Source organism: Chitinophaga sp. G7 BAM 1005 (assembly GCF_057126945.1).
Map to the genome: position 1 here is coordinate 2,755,807 of NZ_CP181478.1, position 17,122 is coordinate 2,772,928.

General features: G+C 45.5%; 11 protein-coding genes. 8 read left to right on the forward strand and 3 right to left on the reverse strand.

What is annotated here, in order from left to right; genetic code table 11:
- The first annotated feature begins 27 nt into the window (after positions 1 to 27).
- The 3 genes from ACMXI2_RS10895 (at position 28) to ACMXI2_RS10905 (ending at position 6,481) form a co-directional block, all read left to right on the forward strand.
- Positions 28 to 3,339 (forward strand): TonB-dependent receptor, encoded by a 3,312-nt coding sequence (locus ACMXI2_RS10895; RefSeq protein ID WP_483781621.1) that lies wholly within the window; start codon positions 28 to 30, stop codon positions 3,337 to 3,339.
- A 16-nt stretch (positions 3,340 to 3,355) separates the two neighbouring features.
- Positions 3,356 to 4,840, forward strand: coding sequence for a RagB/SusD family nutrient uptake outer membrane protein (locus ACMXI2_RS10900; RefSeq protein ID WP_483781622.1), 1,485 nt, complete (start codon positions 3,356 to 3,358; stop codon positions 4,838 to 4,840).
- A 66-nt stretch (positions 4,841 to 4,906) separates the two neighbouring features.
- The gene (locus tag ACMXI2_RS10905; protein WP_483781623.1) at positions 4,907 to 6,481 is read left to right on the forward strand and encodes an FAD-dependent oxidoreductase; all 1,575 of its coding nucleotides are present in this window, start codon (positions 4,907 to 4,909) and stop codon (positions 6,479 to 6,481) included.
- 70 nt (positions 6,482 to 6,551) lie between these two features.
- Here ACMXI2_RS10905 and ACMXI2_RS10910 read toward each other — a convergent pair whose 3' ends face one another.
- Positions 6,552 to 7,154, reverse strand: coding sequence for a Crp/Fnr family transcriptional regulator (locus ACMXI2_RS10910; protein ID WP_483781624.1), 603 nt, complete (start codon positions 7,152 to 7,154; stop codon positions 6,552 to 6,554).
- A gap of 362 nt (positions 7,155 to 7,516) precedes the next feature.
- Between ACMXI2_RS10910 and ACMXI2_RS10915 the strand changes: the two genes are divergently transcribed.
- From ACMXI2_RS10915 to ACMXI2_RS10930, 4 genes are all read left to right on the forward strand, one after another.
- Positions 7,517 to 8,170 (forward strand): hydrolase, encoded by a 654-nt coding sequence (locus tag ACMXI2_RS10915; protein ID WP_483781625.1) that lies wholly within the window; start codon positions 7,517 to 7,519, stop codon positions 8,168 to 8,170.
- A gap of 700 nt (positions 8,171 to 8,870) precedes the next feature.
- A complete protein-coding gene (locus ACMXI2_RS10920) occupies positions 8,871 to 9,974 on the forward strand; it encodes an eCIS core domain-containing protein (protein ID WP_483781626.1) in 1,104 nt (367 codons plus the stop codon).
- 215 nt (positions 9,975 to 10,189) lie between these two features.
- Entirely contained in the window at positions 10,190 to 11,914 is a 1,725-nt protein-coding gene (locus tag ACMXI2_RS10925; protein WP_483781627.1) for a tetratricopeptide repeat protein, read from the forward strand.
- Positions 11,915 to 12,096: 182 nt separating this feature from the next.
- Positions 12,097 to 14,481: an ABC transporter permease gene (locus tag ACMXI2_RS10930; RefSeq protein WP_483781628.1), complete on the forward strand. Its 2,385-nt coding sequence runs from the start codon at positions 12,097 to 12,099 to the stop codon at positions 14,479 to 14,481.
- A 66-nt stretch (positions 14,482 to 14,547) separates the two neighbouring features.
- On the opposite strand, the gene msrA is transcribed toward ACMXI2_RS10930, so the two are convergent.
- Together msrA and ACMXI2_RS10940 are read right to left on the reverse strand one after the other, a co-directional pair.
- A complete protein-coding gene (gene msrA, locus ACMXI2_RS10935) occupies positions 14,548 to 15,039 on the reverse strand; it encodes a peptide-methionine (S)-S-oxide reductase MsrA (protein ID WP_483781629.1) in 492 nt (163 codons plus the stop codon).
- Between the two features lie 33 nt (positions 15,040 to 15,072).
- On the reverse strand, positions 15,073 to 16,230 hold the full coding sequence (locus tag ACMXI2_RS10940) for an acyltransferase family protein (protein WP_483781630.1): 1,158 nt from the start codon (positions 16,228 to 16,230) through the stop codon (positions 15,073 to 15,075).
- Positions 16,231 to 16,490: 260 nt separating this feature from the next.
- On the opposite strand from ACMXI2_RS10940, the gene ACMXI2_RS10945 reads away from it, so the two are divergent.
- A complete protein-coding gene (locus ACMXI2_RS10945; RefSeq protein WP_483781631.1) occupies positions 16,491 to 17,078 on the forward strand; it encodes an RNA polymerase sigma factor in 588 nt (195 codons plus the stop codon).
- The last annotated feature ends 44 nt before the right edge of the window (positions 17,079 to 17,122 follow it).

A 17,122-nucleotide genomic window follows, 5' to 3' on the forward strand; every position in this document is an offset into this window, starting at 1 on the left:
CGTGTTCAGCCTAAACTGTTGTGCGTTATGAAACTTTCTTTCTTCATCTGCCTTATTGCCTTTGTGCAGGTAAGTGCATCTACAAAAGCTCAGAAAATTAACTTAAATAAAAAGAATGCCCTATTATGGGAGACGTTAAATGATATTCGCCAGCAGACTGGTTACAGTATTCTTTGCGACCCTGATATTTTAGGCGCCGCAAAACCTGTTACCATTAAAATAAAGGACGGCACATTGGAAGAGGCCTTAAAATTATGTTTTAGTAACCAGCCCTTCAATTATGTGATTAATCAAAAAACTATATTAATTACACCGGTGAAATTGCCTGCCCCGATAGTCAATCAATCTACTATCAGGATAACCGGGAAGGTAACAGATGAACAGGGTAGTCTGCCGGGGGCCAGCATTAAATTGAAAGATTCTAATATAGGTACGATATCAGACACGAAGGGCAATTATTCCCTCTATGTTCCGGATAACAAAGGAACGCTTGTTTTCACCAGTGTTGGTTATTTAACACAGGAAATTCCTATTGAAGGGCGCACTACGATTAATGTTCAGCTAAAGGTGGAATCAAAAGGACTAAATCAAATAGTAGTGATTGGTTACGGCACTGTCCGTAAAAAAGATCTGACTGGTTCTGTTTCCTCCATAGGATCAAATGAAATAAAGTCGCGACCTGTTAACTCTTTTAACCAGGCATTGGAAGGTAAAGTTTCGGGTGTACAAATTACGCAGGCCTCCAATTCACCGGGTGGTGGCGTAACTATTCGTGTGCGTGGCGGCAACTCTATTTCCGCCAGCAATGATCCTTTATACGTTGTTGACGGTTTTCCGATTTCCGTACCTGCTGCTGCAAATGGGGCAAGCGGAAGCGGCGCCAGCTATGCTAACCCGCTGTCTACTATTAATCCTAATGATATTGAGTCAATAGAAGTGCTGAAAGATGCTTCCGCAACGGCAATATATGGTTCAAGGGGAGCGAACGGCGTTGTTTTAGTAACCACCAGGCGTGGAAAACTAGGGCAGCCGAATATTGAGTTTGAAAGCTACGCAGGTGTGCAGGAAGTTGTAAAACAATTGAAGCTGGGGAATGCGATGGATCATCTGAATCTGAAAAACGAGCAGCTTGCCAATCTTGGTTTCGCTTTAAGGTTTGGAAACCCTAATGGGCCTTATCCTAAGCCCGTTACATCCTACGGTGAAGGTACTGACTGGCAGAAAGAAATATTCAGGACTGCATCGATGCAGAGTAATCAGTTGTCTATTAGTGGAGGTACCGACAAAGTACGTTATCTGGTAAGTGGAAATTATCTCAACCAGGACGGGATCATCATTAATAATAACTTTAAACGTTATGCTGCAAGGGTTAATTTAGATGCAACTTTGAGTGAACGTATCAAAATAGGCTCCAATATTACGGCATCGCGCACCATCAATAACGGGGTTTCTGAAGGTCTTGTTGCCGGCCCGATATATGAGGCGCTGACCATCTCTCCGGCTAGTCCGGTTTACGCGCCAGATGGCAGCTACCAGTTACTTAATCTGGGGCCGGGCACGGGCTTTGCGAGCACTCCCAATCCTGTTGCCATGCTGAAAACCTCCACCAATTTACTTTCGACGGATAGGGTACTGGGCAATGTATTCGGAGATTTTAGTATCACAGAAGGCCTGAAGGCGCACATTAGTTTTGGAGCAGATATTCAAAATTCGTTCAGGAATGTTTTTTTTACACCGCAAACACTTGCAGGAAGCGGTCGAAATGGCTATGGAAGCAACGGTACTTCGGAAAACATCAATACTTTAAATGAAAACACACTTACCTATACTAAAAAAATAAACAAGGACAACGCCTTTGATGTACTTGCCGGTGTAACTTTCCAAAGCAACAGAATGCAGCGGACCTACCAGGAAGCGGAGAATTTTCCCAACTACGTTTTGGGAGCCAACAACCTGTCGGCAGCTAATACACTGGATATCACCAGCAGCAGTTTAGAAAAATGGGGGCTAAACTCTTACCTGGCCAGGATAAATTACCGCTTTAAAGATCGCTATCTGTTTACGGTTAGCGCACGTGTAGATGGATCATCACGTTTCGGTGTTAATAATAAATATGGATTTTTCCCTTCTGGCGCATTTGCCTGGCGTGTATCTGACGAAAATTTCTTAAAGAACAGTCGTATCCTTAGCGATCTTAAGCTAAGGGTTAGCTATGGCATAACCGGTAATGATGGAATCGGCCTTTATAATTCCCTTCCGCAATATACTATCGGGAAAACGGTTTTTAACGACGTTGAGGTGCTCACCAACCAACTTTCGCGTATTGAAAGCCCGGATCTGAAATGGGAGAAAACAGCTCAGTTGGATATTGGTTTTGATGCTGGTTTTATGAGCAACCGGATTACCGTTGTGGGCGATTATTATTTGAAAAACACCAGCGGTCTGCTGTTATATGTGGATCTGCCGGCAACAACAGGTGCAACCAGTGTACTGCGCAATATTGGTAGCGTACAAAATAAAGGCTTTGAACTTGCGATCACCTCGGTAAATATCGACAAGGGTGCAAATGGATTTAAATGGACCACGGCTGGCAATGTTTCCTATAACGAAAACAAAGTGACATCACTTGCCAATGGCGTAAATCATTATTTTTCAGGATTAACCATTATAGAAGTTGGAAAACCGCTGGGTTCTTTTTATGGTAACATATTTGACGGTATATGGCAAACAAAAGAACAGATTGCTGCTGCAGGTCCATTAGCGCAGGCAGGCAGTTTACCTGGTGCATATCGCTGGAAGGATATAAACGGCGATGGTATATACAATGAGTCGGGTGATCGCAAAGTGTTGGGCAATGGTCTCCCTAAGTTTATTTTCGGTTTAACCAACAATTTCTTTTACAAAGGATTTGACTTTTCTTTTTTTCTGCAGGGTGTACAAGGTAACAAGATCTATAACAATTATACTACGTTGATCGATGCACAGTATAACCACCTGAAATCCTATTATGTGAATCACTGGACTGCGAAGAATCCCAGTAACTCGGTCGGAGCGATACGCCAATGGGTTTTACCGGCTGTTTCTGATTTTGCCATCGAAGACGGCTCATTTTTAAGATTAAAAACGGTCACTTTGGGTTACCAGTTGCCGGGTTTTAAGAAGGTCATAAAAAGGGCCCGCGTTTACTTCAGTGCAGAAAATCTGCTTACGTTCACCAGTTACACAGGTTATGATCCTGAAGTCAACGGTGATTTCAATAGTAATACCCAATATGGGGTAGATAATTTCAATTATCCGCCGTCAAGGACTTACACGCTTGGTTTGTCCATTACTTTATAATTAAAACCTGATAAAGATGAAATCACAATATAAGTTATTGAACAAAGCGCTGTCTGTACGCGGTCACGCACTGCTGTGCGGTTTTCTGGCTATAACAATGATTTTTGGGGGAAGTTGTAAGAATAACCTTGTTGAGGTTCCTTATTCGTTCCTGGGAGAAGAAAACTCTTTCAAAACAGCAAGTGATGCCACTGTTGCGCTTGATGCAGTGTATGACAGACTGCGCAATATTTATAACATGACGATGATCAACCTTGCAGATGTAAATTCTGAAGAGCTGACTGTGCAATCAAACGTTGGCGCAAGCATATTAGAACTAGATAATAACCTTTATTCGCCCTCTAATCCTTCTTTTGATGCGTTTTATACAAGCTGCTACCTGATGATCGACAGGGCAAACCGGGTAATTAAGAATGTACCTGGAATTACTATGGATGCAACCATTAAAGCGCAGATTATTGGAGAAGCGAAGTTTTTGCGGGCATTGATTTACTTCGATCTCGTACAGGCTTTTGGAGATGTTCCACTGGTTACTACTCCTACTTCCGATGTGGTGAATGTCAGCATAAAACGCACACCCGTAGATGCGGTTTATGCCCAGATTACAGGTGATTTGAAAGATGCTGTAGCCGCGAACCTGCCGGCGCAATATACTACCCCAGGGACGATTGGGCGGGCAACCAGTGGCGCTGCGAAATCACTTTTGGCCAAGGTTTACCTTACCCGTAAAGATTATGTAAATGCGGCGACTGTTGCTAAGGAAGTGATAGACTCAAAAGTTTATGACCTTTTTCCTGACTATAAAAACATCTTTCCTCCTGAAAATAAAAATGGTCGGGAACATATTTTTTCAACTCAGTACAGCTGCATAAAAACAACATACGGTAGTACAATGGCCGAATCTTTTGCAATTTATTTTTCGTACCCGATCAACCAGGGTGGAGGCGCATACCAGGCGGATTCCAATTATGTAAAATCTTACCTGCCTGGCGACTATCGAAAACAAGTAACAATTATTACACAAAAGGTGAACCCCGCAAATAACACATTAGTACTATCGCGTACCGGCCCTGCGGTTGATAAGTATTGGGACCCATCGCCCTGCGCCGAATTTGCAGCCCGGAATAACTTCATGATCATTCGTTACGCCGATGTCCTTCTTATCTATGCTGAAGCAATTAATGAAATTAACGGACCAACTCCCGATGCATATGATGCAATAAACCAGGTGCGGGCCCGTGCGAGAAATGGTAATCCATCCGCCAATCCACAAAATCTGGCCGGTTTATCGCAGGCCCGGTTCAGGGATGCCGTTTTAGAGGAAAGGGGGTGGGAACTATGCTTTGAAGGACACCGCCGCTGGGATTTGTTGCGGACTGGCAAATACATCAGTACCCTTCAGACAGCTGGAATACCTGTTTCACAAAAAAACTTGCTTTATCCCATTCCACAGCACCAAATAGATGTTAATGAAGCACTCACACAAAATCCGGGTTACTGAGTGTCCTGAATAAGTGCTTCAATAGGCATGGGCCGTTTTATAAAGAATCAGAACTAAAATTTGAAAATGAAAAGGATATATATAGTTATGGCTATCCTAATGTTTTACGCATTAGATGGAAATGCTTCCGGTAACCCCACCGTGGTAATATATGGAGGTACGCCTGGGGGCATATCGGCCGCAGTGGCAGCTGCACGGGAAGGTGCTAAAGTGATTCTTATTGAGCAGACCCGTCATGTAGGAGGTATGAACACCAGCGGGATTGGCACTGCTGAAACCGAGCACATGATTGAAGAAACCATTTCGGGAATTCCATTGGAGGTTTATACCCGCATTGGCAAATTTTACGGGAGAAATAAAGCCGCTTATTATTTCGAATCACATGTTGCCGAAAAAATATTTCTGGATATGCTTGGCGAACAGCATGTATCCATCATCTATCAGGCCTATGTAGATAAGGTGAATAAAAAAGAGAACGTTATTAAAAGCATTGTATTGTCGAACGGAGAAACAATAAGTGGCGACATATTTATCGATGGAACGTATGAAGGTGACTTAATGGCAAAAGCAGGGGTATCCTATACTTATGGCCGCGAAAGTAAATCTCAATACAATGAATCGCTTGCCGGGATTCGTCTTCTAGATAAACCGATTGATGTCTCACCGTATGACGACAAGGGGCATTTACTACCTGGGTTTGTGGAAGCAAAAAATTTAACCAACGGCGAAGCCAGTAAAAGAATAATTAATTACAATTTCCGGTTAATGATGTCAGCAAATGCAGACAGAGTCCCTTTCCCGGCGCCACTGCATTACAATCCAGGCCGCTTTATTACGCTTAAACGTTTGTTGATCGCTCACCCCAACCTGAGGCTGGCAGATATCATTGATATGTATTCCTGGAGTTATCCCCCGGGAAAGTATGAAACCAACAACAAGCAAAATGCAGTAATTTCATTAGGGCTTTTTGGTGGTAATACCGGATATCCGGATGCAGATTATGAAAAAAGAAAGCAGATATACCAGGATCACAAGGATTGGACATTGGGTTTACTTTATTTTTTACAACATGACCCGTCAGTGCCAAAACCATTGCGGGATGAAGTTGATCACTATGGCCTTGCCCCGGATGAATTTAAAGATAACCATAATTTCCCCTATTATTTATATGTGCGGGAAGCCCGACGTATGATTGGCAGCTATGTACAAACCCAGAAGGACATTTTTGACGAGCCCGGAAAACCTGACGCTATTGCTTTGGGATCGCATTTTGTGGATTGTCATCATGTGCAAAAGGTAGCTATATCCAAAACACAATACATAAATGAAGGCCGCATTTGGGTCAAAGTTGAACAACCGTATGAACTTTCGTATCGTATTATCACTCCCAAACAAAATGAATGTACAAATTTACTGGTACCCGTTTGCGTTTCAGCTTCTCATGTCGGTTTTTGTTCTATTAGGGTTGAAGTTACCTGGATGCAGCTTGGTCATGCCGCAGGTGTTGCCGCAACTATAGCAGCTAAAAATAAACAACCAGTACAGGAAATAGATATAAAGCAATTGCAGGAAGCCTTGAAAAAAGAGGATGTATTACTTAATCGTGATGAGCAGCATTGGATTAATAACGACAAATTGTAACCTTTGATAGTCTTTAAGGGTACCACCAGATATTTTTTATTGCAATTATAACAGAGCGCGCAATGCCCTCTTATTTTTGAAGGCGCTGACGCCTGACGCGGCTCAGGGTGTCTTTTGTGACGCCAAGATAAGAAGCAATGATATGCTGCGGGAAACGGTGCAGCAGCTCTGGATAACAGGCAATAAAATCTGCATATCGTTTGTCTGCGGTGCCACTTATAGATGAGGTCAGCCTCCGTTGATTGGCAATATTATTCCGCTCGTCAAGCTGACGTATCATTTCACAAAAGGCTGGTACCGTTTTGATGAGTTCAAGGGTATTATCCCTGTTGACCAAAAGCACTTCGGTATCTTCCCATGCATCGATATTATACAAACTTGGCGTAACCAGGGCCCAGCTTTCCCGGTCGCCCATCCACCAGCCTTCCACACCCAGCCGCACGATGTGTTCAGATCCCTTGTCATCCACCGAATACATCCGCATGGAGCCTTTTACAATAAAGGCAAAATGTTTGGACTGGTTGCCTGCCTGCAGGAGATACTGTCTTTTTCTCAATCTGGACGGAATGAATGCTTGTCTGAGTAACAATTTTTCATCTTCTGAAAGTGGATCAGCACTGAATTTTTTCAGATAGTCAAAAAAAGCTTCGTACATATTAACCTCGCGTATCATTCTTATATTAAATATTTAGACAAAAATACTGATTAAATACACATTTCTACCTTTACAATCCAATTGCAACACGTCAACTGACTGGACCGTATGCGAGATGCCAATCTCTGGGCCGCAATATATTGTCTTATCGTAAACACCCCGATAAACGTAGACATTTGTCTACTTTATTTTTCGACTTATATCATCTTTCTCTTTTTGCCCGGTTCCTGAACTTTGCTTTTGACAATCGACAAATAAAGAGACCGGCTTATCTCCTGAAATATTTAAGAAGTCAGCCCTTTCTGCACAGTGATTTGCCGAAGCTTTACATCTGTACCCGTAATTTTCAATTTCAATAATTAATATACAAAATCAACAACATGTCAAAAAATGTAAAAAAAGGCCTTGAAGCCCTGCTGCGTCCAGAGGACAGTATCTTAGTACTGATCGATCATCAGCCTTTCCAGTTCGCCAACCTGAACAGCCACGAGCCAACTATGATCATCAACGCTGTGGCGGGAATTTCAAAAGCGGCAAAAATCTTTAATGTACCGACCATTCTGACCACAGTTATAGAGGAACGCGGCGGTTTGATCATCAAACAGATCCAGGAAGTATTTCCTGAACAAAAACCCATCAACCGTACCTTCATTAATACCTGGCAGGACCCTGCTGTCACCGATGTTGTGGCAAAAAGTGGCCGCAAGCAGCTGATCATTGCAGGTTTGTGGACAGAGGTATGTGTAGCCATGCCGGCGATCCAGGCAGCAGGTGAAGGTTATGATGTATTTGTTATCACAGATGCCTCCGGGTCAGTTTCAAAGGAAGCTCACGATATGGCTGTACGCCGTATGGTACAACATGGTATTACGCCGATCAGTTGGATTGCTGTAGCCTCTGAATGGCAGCGTGATTGGGCCCGTACCGAAACAGCGGGTCAATTGGCTGGTCTTATGATAGCGCATGCCGGGGGAAGCGGGGTTGCATATGCCTGGGAACAGCAACTGCTGGCTACACCTGTTCCGGCAGAATAATAAGTAATTCAACAAAGCAACATCCCGATCGATCCGGGGTGTTGCTTTTGTTTAACCAATTACCGCTACTATTTAGATATGACCGACGAAGCAGCTATCATGATGGAAGACAATCTTAACGAGGTTTGGAATGAAAGAGTTTTTCGTTGACCGGGATATCAATGCGATTGAACGTTACTGGCACGAATCATATATATTCAGCACAATTCATCGATGATTAATGGTCATCAGGGGTTAAAAGATATCCTGGAATCCGGAAGAAATATTAGCTTTTAGAAATAATATTGAGAAAGCCAGGAAACGGGTGATCAGCAATAAGGAGGAAATAAAAGTAATGATGGGAAGAAAATATAATGGGAGTCTAGCTTCAGTATGTTCGCTCTTCTATTGAAAATAATATTATCAGGGTATAAAGTTCAGAGATATGAAAACTCAGATGGATCTCCTGCGGCCAGTTTATTGCTGATTGAGCAGTAGTGAATAAATATGATATTGATTTCAATACCCGCTTTATACAGATAAAGGCGAAGGATAATGGAATGGGCATCTATGCAGATGAACAGGGAAAAATATTTGAATCCTTCTACCGGGGGAAAAATGCTGTCTCAGTCATGCTCTCCTATTCCCCCTTTTTTCTTCAAATTTTCAGTAACTTCCCTAAAGGAACCCCAATATCCATTAACAATTAATCTACCCCCAAATGTTCACTAAAATACCTAATCAATCACCAGGGATCGTACGTCCACAGCATTCTCCCTTTTTTAGTGCCAAAAAGGATCCCCCGCAATCTGCGAACCCCGCCTTTTTCCAGCCCCGTCTAAAGGTCGGACAACCGGATACCCTGCTGGAGAGAGAGGCCGCCGCTCCATCCGCAGACATGATAAATGAAGTGATTTCTACTGGCGGGCAGCCACTGAATAACATCATCCAGCGGGAAATGTCACAGAAAATAGGCTACGACTTTAGCAATGTAGTGCTGCATACAGATAATAAAGCTGCGCAGTCGGCGGAGGCTGTGAACGCCCGGGCCTACACTCTGGGCAATCATGTTGTATTCAATGAACAGGAATACAATCCTCATTCCCGGGAAGGACAACATTTATTGGCGCATGAGCTTACACATGTAGTGCAGCAAAACGTCACAGCACCGGCCACGGTACAACGCCAGGTAGCTGGTACGCCGGGCGGGCCGGATCCCTGCTTTAATTTGCTCCAGGAGATCATTGCTTTGCTGGATGAAGTTGCACGCCGTATTATGGATGCTGAAAACGACCCGCATGGCCTCTTTGGCAGGAGTACCCCACATCCCGACTATGGAAGCTGGGATGGGCACCGCGACCGTTTTAACTATGACCGTGGCCGCCTGCGCACCAAACTGGGAGAATGGGATATTAACGACAGGTGCCGGGGCTACCAGTTAACCAGGGAGCAAGCGCAGGATTTTGCTGAAGCAAGGGAATTTGCTGAAAGAGAGTTTCCCTCAAGGCCACTCCCTGCCATGCGGCGGGAGGGAACGCCCGTAACGGCTTCACCAGGCCCCGACACAAGCCCGGAATTACGGCAACGGGTAGAGCAATTCCTGATCAATATTGGCATCCCGGCCTTCGCCCTTGGAGGAATGGTCGTATTAGTGATAGCTGCTTTAGCAGACCCCGAGCCTGTATCCAAATTAGGACTGATCATCGGCACCGCAAGCGCCGCGGCCTTATTAATATTCCTGGGTGGAGATTCATCCTCCTCCGCATCCGGAGGCCCTGTAGCCAGTGAAGATCATGCAATCACAGACGATAGCGCCACTGCATAAACATACCCACGAAATTACAACGGGTGTATCTGAACATTGATACACCCGCTTCTCTACTCATGTCTTTTCTTCAGTTGAATAAGGACCAGGACCTAAGCAGAAGAAAGGAGGAGTCATTAACCGTTTAAAAAAATCATGTAAATTAGTAATCAGCGACAGGCTTATACCCCGATATTTTCCATTACCCCAAAGTATGTTTACAATTTAATCCCTTTATGAAAAATTTATATATAGTATCTGTTATTTCCTGCTGCTTAATGGCCTGCAATTACGGACGCCCGTCCAAAGAGGTAAAAAGCATGGCTAATTCCATTGGTTGCGCAGTTCCTGCCACCACTGACAAAGAATGGTATACATCCGGAAAGAAAGCGCCTCTGTTTGATGGGTTGCAAGGCATTCATTTCACGATTTCAACATCCGTGAAAGCGGCACAACTTTATTTTAACCAGGGAATGATGCTGTCCTATGGATTTAACCATGCAGAAGCAGCCCGCTCTTTCTTTGAAGCCACCCGGCTGGATTCAACGTGTGCAATGGCCTATTGGGGCTTTGCGTATGTACTGGGCCCCAATTACAATGCCGGCATGGAATCCGATAATTTTCAACGCGCCTACGAAGCAGTTGTGAAGGCACAGGCGCTTTCCCATCAAAGCAGCGCAAAAGAGCAGGCTCTCATCGCCGCTTTGACCAGCAGGTATGCTAAAGAGCCACCGGCTGATCGCAGCGCCCTGGACATTGCCTATGCAGCAGCCATGAAAAAAGTGTATACGCGGTTTCCCGATGATCCGGATATCGGTGCTTTATACGCAGAGGCGATGATGAACCTGCATCCCTGGGATTTGTATGAAAAAAGAACACAAGCGCCCAAAGCATGGACACCCGCGATAGTAGCGGTACTGAAACACCTGATGAAACTTCACCCCGCTCATCCCGGCGCGCATCACTTTTATATTCATGCAATGGAAGCCTCTTCGCAGCCGGAAAAAGCTTTGCATAGTGCAAAATTATTGGATACGCTGGTACCCGGCGCCGGACATTTGTTACACATGCCTTCACATGTTTACATCCGTACCGGCGATTACCATGAAGGCTCACTGTCAAATATCCGCGCTTTGGCAACAGATAGTGTGTATACAACTGCGTGTCATGCACAGGGGGCTTATCCTTTGGCGTACCACCCGCATAATTATCACTTTCTGGCAGCTACTGCCACACTGGAAGGCCATTCCACACTGGCCTGGCAAACCGCTGTAAGGTTGCAGCAACATACCTCCGGAGAGATTATGAGCATGCCCGGCTGGGGCACTTTGCAGCACTACTATACCATCCCGTTTTATATTGCCGCGAAGTTATCGATGTGGGATACCATACTGGCGCTTCCATCGCCGGAAAAGAACCTGGTGTATCCCCGGGCCATCTGGCATTACGCAAAAGGACTGGCTTTTTTAGGCAAGCATGAGGTAACAAAGGCCCAAAAAGAACTGGATAGCCTGAATGTACTTGCTGCTGATACCATCCTGCAAAGTCTGACGATCTGGAATATCAATACGTCGGCCGACCTTGTACAAATTGCCGGAAAGGTGTTAGCTGCGGGCATCGCAGTTCAGCAACAGTCGTCCGACACGGCTATTTCATTGTTAAAGGAGGCCGTGGCAATGGAAGACCACCTCAACTACAATGAGCCGCCAGACTGGTTCTTCTCCGTGCGGCATCATTTAGGTGCTGTGCTCCTCAAAGCAGGACAATACCGGCAGGCAGAGATAGTTTACCGGAAAGATCTGGAAATATGGAGGAAAAATGGATGGGCATTGATCGGTTTATATAATGCACTGGTTTTGCAGGAGAAAAATAAGGAGGCAAAGGAAGTATTAGCTGCATTTGAATCCGCCTGGCAATATGCGGATGTAAAAATTAATTCATCATCCAATATAACCCAGTAGGAACCTTTCATCCAGGAAATTTGGACAAATTGTAGACCAGCCCGATCGTTGCGGTGTCCATTTTCAGACACCGGTGTTCGTATCCGGACAGATACATGAAAACAAAGTGTTCATAGAACGGCTACCAGTAAGTATTACAGGTATGGCAGTATTATTGTTTTTCAACGGTAAATCAGTTAGCCATGTTAAGAAATCATGCCAGGGTTGCCTGGAGAAACCTATTGAAGAACAAAACGTTTTCGTTCATCAATATAGTGGGACTATCTACCGGCATGGCGGTGGCCCTGCTGATCGGTTTGTGGATATATGATGAGCTGACATTCAGTAAAAATCATGCGAATTACGATCGTATTGTAGCGGTGATGCAGCACCAAACCTTTAACGGGGTGGTAGGCACGCAAACGGCTAACCCTTATCTGCTGGGAGAAGAGATCAGGGATAAATACGGCAGCGATTTCAGGTATGTTGTAATGGCTTCGTGGGAAAATAAGCATGTACTGGCTTATAATAACAATGCTGTTTCCAAAACAGGGAACTATTTTGAGCCGGAATTTCCGGAGATGCTTACGCTTAAAATGCTGAAGGGTACACGAGATGGATTGAAGGATCCTGCTTCCATCCTGTTGTCCGCGTCTACTGCAAAGGCATTATTCGGGGAGACGGATCCAACCGATAAGCTGGTGAAAATGGATAACGGAACAGCCGTGAAAGTGACCGGGGTGTATGAAGATCTTCCGTACAACTCAGCCTTCAGGAACCTGGATTTTATGGCGCCGTGGGCATTATACCTGAGCAGTCAGCCCTGGATCAGGGAGATGGAAAACCCCTGGCGGTCTAATTTTACGCAAACCTATGCGCAGCTGGCTGATCATGCGGACCTCGAAAAAGTATCCGCTAAAATAAAAGATGTGAAACTGCGTAAAGTGCGTGCGGCAGACGCCGCGTTTAAACCGGAAGTTTTTCTTCATCCCATGAGCAAATGGCATTTGTATGCAGATTGGGAGAACGGAAAGAATATCGGTGGCAGGGTCCAGTTTGTATGGCTTTTCGGGATCATTGGTGTATTTGTGCTGTTGCTGGCGTGCATCAACTTTATGAACCTGAGCACCGCCCGTTCTGAAAAGAGGGCCAAAGAAGTGGGCATCCGCAAGGCGGTAGGTTCCCTTCGTGGTCAGCTGATCATGCAGTTTTTCAGTGAATCCCTCCTGCTGGCTGCGATTGGTTTTGTAGGATCGCTGGTGCTGGTACAGGCCGGATTGCACGTATTTAACGACGTAGCTGATAAGAAGGTAAGCATACCTTTTGGCAGCCCTGTATTCTGGCTGGTTAGTCTTGGCGTTACGCTGTTCACCGGTTTAATTGCCGGCAGTTACCCGGCCTTATATCTTTCTTCCTTTGAACCGGTAAAAGTACTTAAAGGTACTTTCCGTGCCGGACGTTACGCTGCGATTCCGCGGAAAGCCCTTGTGGTAATACAGTTTACCGTATCGGTGATCCTTATTATCGGAACGATTGTAGTGTTCAGGCAGATCCATTTCGCTAAAAACCGGCCTACCGCCTATAGCCGGGAGGGATTGATCATTGTCCCCATATCTACGTCGGCATTGAAAGATCATTTCGAGCTTATCAGGAATGAGCTGGTGGCATCAGGCACAGTTACCGGGATGTCTTATTCTTCCGCGCCTACAACAGACGTGGATGCAATAAACAATGGATATACCTGGAAAGGCATGGCGCCAGGCGCGCAGGGAAATTTCGGGGCGATAGGCGTTACGCATGATTTCGGAAAAACGATTAACTGGCAGATCATTTCAGGGCGCGACTTTTCAAGGGATTTTGCTTCTGATACCACTGCTATGATCCTGAATGAATCGGCCGTTAAGTTTATGGGTCTTAAAAACCCCATAGGAGAAATTGTAAAAAAGGATGGCCAGCCTTTTACTGTGATTGGTGTGATAAAAGACATGGTGATGCAGTCGCCGTATGAGCCGGTTTTTCGTACTGTTTTTACATTGGATTACAACGCAGCAAATATAATCAACGCCAGGATAAATCCGGCCAAACAAACGGCGGATGCGCTCACCCGGATCGAGGCTGTTTTTAGAAAGTATAACCCGGGTATTCCTTTCGTTTACAGATTTGTAGACGACGAGTATGCGGCTAAATTTGATGCGGAACAACGCATTGGTAAATTGTCGAGCTTTTTCGCAGTGCTGGCAGTGTTCATCAGTTGCCTGGGGCTTTTTGGCATGGCGTCTTTCATGGCAGAGCAACGGGTAAAAGAGATAGGTGTGCGGAAAGTGATGGGGGCCTCCGTCTTCAACTTATGGCGTTTGATGACGAAGGACTTTATTCTACTGGTTATTATTGCTTTGGTGATAGGGGTGCCGGTGGCTTGTTATTTTATGAATAGCTGGCTGCAGCGTTATGAATACCGCACGGAAATATCCTGGTGGATCATTGTGGCCGCTTCGGTAGGAGCGTTGTTAATCGCCTTGCTGACGGTGAGCTACCAGTCGGTGAAGGCCGCCCTGATGAATCCTGTGAAGTCGCTGAGATCAGAATAGCAAACATTGTTTATCTCTGTATAAAAAAGGAGAAAATGAAGCTGATTCATTTTCTCCTTTTTTATGTTAGTTTATTTTCCATTCAGGACGTACAAAGTGACAGGTGTATCCATGCGGATGCTTTTGGAGATAGTCCTGGTGTTCTTCTTCGGCGTTCCAGAAGGCAGTTGCGGGTACCACTTCCGTTACAATTGGCCCGGGCCATTTACCGGAGGCATTCAGTGCTGCAATTAGTTCATTGGCGGTTTCATGCTGTGCTTCGTTCCGGTAAAAGATGGCGGAGCGGTAAGAGGTACCTATATCGTTGCCCTGCCTGTTCCGGGTGGTAGGATCGTGGATCTGGAAGAAAAATTCCAGAAGGGAACGGTATGATAGTACTGCTGAATTAAAGGTAACTTCAATGCCTTCCGCATGTGTGCCATGATTCCGGTAGGTGGCGTTTTGAACATCGCCGCCGGTGTATCCCACTACTGTAGAAATTACGCCCGGCAGCTGACGGATCAGTTCTTCCACGCCCCAGAAACAGCCACCGGCAAGAATTGCTTTTTCAATATTCATATATCTTTCCTCTTTTAATCAGGTGAAGTTAAGTTAAGCTGCTGAATCATTTGTGAGAAGCGCCACATTTTTATGAGCAGAGCTTTTCCGTTTGTTCAATATACGCTGCCGGAGCTGCAGGAACGGCGCTTCTACGGCTTTATTTAACAGGAGCGCGGCCAGCGCGGCGATGAGCAGGCATAGCACGAGCATCAGGTTGCCTTTTGGCGGAATACCTGTTTGGGCCAGCAAGGGCTGCACCAGGTGTATCACTCCTTTGTGCGACAAATAGAGTGCGAAGGACAGTTTGGCTATTAACGCGGTAACGCGGCTGTTGTACCGGTACAATATACCGGACGGACTTACTGCTGCCACCACCATCAATCCATAACCCGCTGCCACCAAAGGATAGCCGAATATGGAAGCATGAAAGCTCTGCTGGTCGTCGCACAGAAACCAGGCGCCCGTAAGAACGGCAAGGGACAGTAGCAGCATTATATTGCCACGTTTGGTAACCCATGCTTTTACAGCCGGCCTGAATGCAAACAGCGCGGCAATGGAAACGCCTGCCAGCAGGCCATCCAGCCGGTTGTAAGTAGGATAGTACATATGGCGGTACCAGATAATCCAACTGTTGTCCTGGCCTGTGTGAGGAGCAATCAGCGCATACCAGCAGTACAGCCGGATGCCGATGCCAAACAGAAATAATGCTGCCAGCAGGATGCCCGCTTTTCTCCATGCGTTGAAATGAAGCAGTGTAACCAGCACCAGCGGGAAAAGCAGGTAAAAATGTTCTTCCACGCACAGGGACCACACATGAGAGAACGTACCATAGTTTTTTATATCGAAGTTGAAGTTTTGTGTAAACGTTAAGAATTTCCAGAGAGGCGGCAGCGCTTCCCTTTCGTGGAATGCCGGGAAAAGGAAATAGATGGCAAGTACCACCAGGTAGGCGGGAATGATCCGGAAGAAGCGTTTGATAAAGAACTCCGGGAGAGCAATGCGTTTCCCGGATGCTATGTTTAGAAAGAGGGGATAGGATATGAGGTAACCGCTTAATACAAAGAAGAGGTCTACGCCCGTCCACCCGAAGCCCATTATGTTATCCAGCCATTGCGGATGCTGGAACATGCGGTAGTGATAGAACAACACCATCAGTATTGCCAGCGACCTTAAATGATCCAGTCCGTAGAGCTTTTTAGCGTATGTCATGAAAAAATGCCTGTCTGTTGATCCTTGTAAAATAGTGCCTTTAAAAGAGAATTGCAATGGGTGGGGTAGCATCCGGCCCGGAATGCACCCGGTTATCTAATTTCCCGGTGAATGGGAGTATTCCTGTTTGTTTTGCCATTGGGTTAACGTTTTTCTTAAAAATACAAAAAAAGTAAGCCGGCAGGCGGGACGGATTTTCACAGGATAACTTGTTTTTTATATACTTTTGCAAAAAGTAAGAGGCCAATACTAAATCGAATTTGCCAGCCATTTCACCATACGACGAGGATGAATTGCTAACCCGGATAGCGGAGGGTGATGCTGCCATATATCCCTATCTGCACGATACTTATTATAATTCTCTCGTTTATTTTTCCCGTGGTATTATACAGGATCAGCAACAGGCGGAGGATATCGCCGTGGACTCGCTTGTTAAGTTATGGCAGCTGCCTACCCGGTTTGAAAGTACGGGGAAATTAAGAGGCTATCTTTTTACTTTGGTGAGAAATGCCAGTCTGAATTACCTGAAGCATCTGCGGGTGCGGGAGCGCAGTGAGCGGGAGCTTTCCGGTGCGGAGGCCATCATGGATTCGAAGCTGGAAGCGCTGATGGTGGAGTCTGACCTGATGCGGCTTATGTACCAGGAAATAGCGCGGTTACCTGAACGTTACCGGGAGGTAGTGGAGTTGCTTTACCTGGACGACCTTTCTTCTGCGGAGGCGGCCGACCGGCTGGGCATCACACAGGAGAACCTGCGGCAGCGGAAAGGCCGGGCCATTAAGGAGCTGAAAAGCGAATTAATCAGGAAGGGTTTCAGCGAATTGTTGCTTTCAGTTATATTTTTTTAAGAAATCTGTCACGCTTTCTTTCCCTCAGTTGTTTTACTGGAAAT

Coding starts and splice junctions, on each gene's coding strand:
- ACMXI2_RS10910 (WP_483781624.1), bottom strand. CDS start 7,154: ATGATACGCGAGGTTAATATGTACGAAGCTTTTTTTGACTATCTGAAA.
- ACMXI2_RS10900 (WP_483781622.1), top strand. CDS start 3,356: ATGAAATCACAATATAAGTTATTGAACAAAGCGCTGTCTGTACGCGGT.
- ACMXI2_RS10930 (WP_483781628.1), top strand. CDS start 12,097: ATGTTAAGAAATCATGCCAGGGTTGCCTGGAGAAACCTATTGAAGAAC.
- ACMXI2_RS10915 (WP_483781625.1), top strand. CDS start 7,517: ATGTCAAAAAATGTAAAAAAAGGCCTTGAAGCCCTGCTGCGTCCAGAG.
- ACMXI2_RS10895 (WP_483781621.1), top strand. CDS start 28: ATGAAACTTTCTTTCTTCATCTGCCTTATTGCCTTTGTGCAGGTAAGT.
- ACMXI2_RS10925 (WP_483781627.1), top strand. CDS start 10,190: ATGAAAAATTTATATATAGTATCTGTTATTTCCTGCTGCTTAATGGCC.
- ACMXI2_RS10920 (WP_483781626.1), top strand. CDS start 8,871: ATGTTCACTAAAATACCTAATCAATCACCAGGGATCGTACGTCCACAG.
- ACMXI2_RS10905 (WP_483781623.1), top strand. CDS start 4,907: ATGAAAAGGATATATATAGTTATGGCTATCCTAATGTTTTACGCATTA.
- msrA (WP_483781629.1), bottom strand. CDS start 15,039: ATGAATATTGAAAAAGCAATTCTTGCCGGTGGCTGTTTCTGGGGCGTG.
- ACMXI2_RS10940 (WP_483781630.1), bottom strand. CDS start 16,230: ATGACATACGCTAAAAAGCTCTACGGACTGGATCATTTAAGGTCGCTG.